The sequence below is a fragment of the Frankia sp. CoWAU3 genome, from assembly GCF_977971855.1.
In genome coordinates this window covers 3,598-5,410 of record NZ_CDWWXB010000235.1, presented here as the reverse complement: position 1 = coordinate 5,410, position 1,813 = coordinate 3,598, and the positions used below count along the sequence as shown (strand labels likewise).

Here is a 1,813-nt window from a genome sequence, read left to right as displayed (position 1 = left end):
CCTCCCCCGCCGACCGGGCGAACCCGCGGGCACGCGCGCCCCCGAGCCCTGGCGTCACCCGTCACGATAGAAGCCGGCAAGGGCCGCACAGGGACCTGACAGTCTCGATCATCACCGGTGCGGGCGGTACGTTCCGCTCCAGCATGGCGGACGCCGCAACGCCGTGTCCCGATCCACCCGGCCCTGCTGGCTGCATCCCGTAACCCAAGCCGTCCCGCCACGCGTGTCCGCCTAATTACGACATCCACCGTAATTCGAAGAGCCGAACTGTTCCGCGTCCAGACCTGTCGTACGATGAATCCGCAACGAATTCTCCTTCTACGAGAAGGACCAGGAAACCGAGACCATGACCACTATTGCTACCGAGGAACGTATCTCCTGGCAGCGCGCGACCATCGAGGAGCACATCCGCCAGGAGAACGCCAAGGATTGGGAGAAGGTCTACGACACCTTCCTGCGCGACGAGCGTGCCTTCTACGACGTCGTCCCGATGAACGCCCGCTACGAAGGCATCCGCGGTGTGCAGGACTTCTACGAAATGCTCGCCCTTGCCCTACCGGACTTCGTCATCACTGTTACCGGAGAATACGACCTCCCCGGTTGCTCCTGGCGAGAGGTGACCCTGGTAGGGACACATCAGGGCGAGTTCGCCGGCATTGCCCCTCGGGGTCGTCCGGTTCGTTTCGAAGGCGTTGTGCTCTACATCTTCAGCGGCCAGGAACCGGGCAAAATCATTGCCGAGCGCGCGTACTGGGACAACGACTCGATCTTCCGTCAGATGAAGGGGGAGACCGACGCTCCGCGCGGCGGCGTGGGCCTGACCGACCGCAAACCCATCCGAGCGGCCATCGCCTGACCCAAAACCCGCGGTCAGGGCACGCCCCCGTCGCGAGCGCCGCCACACCTCTCCCTGAACCCGGTCCCTCAAACGCGACACCCCTCCCTAAAACCGGCAGCACCCCCGCCAGGATGCCGCCCAACCAGGCAAAACGGCGGCGTTCAGGGCACCGGGGGCGGCTCAGGGGCCGGATGCAGCTCCGTGCGCAGCTCGTGGCTGCCGTCCGGCCGGGAGGCCTCGTAGTACAGCCGCCGGCCGCCGTCCGGGAGCTCGACCACGCTGACGTAGCGCAGGGCGCCGTCCCCGTCCGGACAGACCGCGACCGGCTCGGTGCCGACCGCGTGGAACCGGTCGACGGTCACCCCGACGGCGAGACCGGTGCGTTCCGCCCAGTTCTCCGCCGCGGTGGCCCGACCGTCGTACAGGGCGACCGGCTGGGAGCCGCCCGTGAGCACGGAACTGATCCGCACGCCGCGGGCGTCCCAGCAGCCGGGGCGGGGCGCCAGCGCCGTTCCAGTCCAGGTCCAGGTCACGCCGTCCGGGCTCGTGGCGTGGCGGCTGTCCATCCGGTCCGTCGCCAGCGGGTCGTCGAGCAGGTGGCAGGAGGCCCACAGATGCCACTGCCCGTCGTAATGGACCACGACCGGGTCCTTGACGGCGAGGCTGGCCGGATCGCCGGGCAGGACGGCACGGCGGCGGGCCGGGTCGAACGCCGCGGGGTCGTCGGCCTCCAGCAGGTCCACCCACCAGTGCGGGCTGCCCGCAGCCGCGCAGCTCACATAGAGCCGCCATGATCCCTGCGGGGTCACCACCAGAGCGGGCCGCTCCAGGCTCTCGGCGCCGAACGGGTCCCGGGGCACGACGGCGATCTCGGTGAAGTTCTCCCCGTCGGTGGAGCGGGCGATGACGACGCCGAAGCCCCGGCCGATCCCGACGGGACGGCGCAGCCGATAGGCCAGGTAGAATGCGCCGCCC

The 1,813-nt window shown here is 69.2% G+C and carries 2 protein-coding genes; one reads left to right on the top strand and one right to left on the bottom strand.

Annotated elements, in window-relative coordinates; genetic code table 11:
- Window positions 1-346 precede the first annotated feature (346 nt).
- Window positions 347-856 (top strand): ester cyclase, encoded by a 510-nt coding sequence (locus AC08ON_RS16150; RefSeq protein ID WP_476608337.1) that lies wholly within the window; start codon window positions 347-349, stop codon window positions 854-856.
- A 143-nt stretch (window positions 857-999) separates the two neighbouring features.
- Here AC08ON_RS16150 and AC08ON_RS16145 read toward each other — a convergent pair.
- The coding region (locus AC08ON_RS16145) for a hypothetical protein (protein ID WP_476617266.1) at window positions 1,000-1,813 on the bottom strand (814 nt) is incomplete at its 5' end.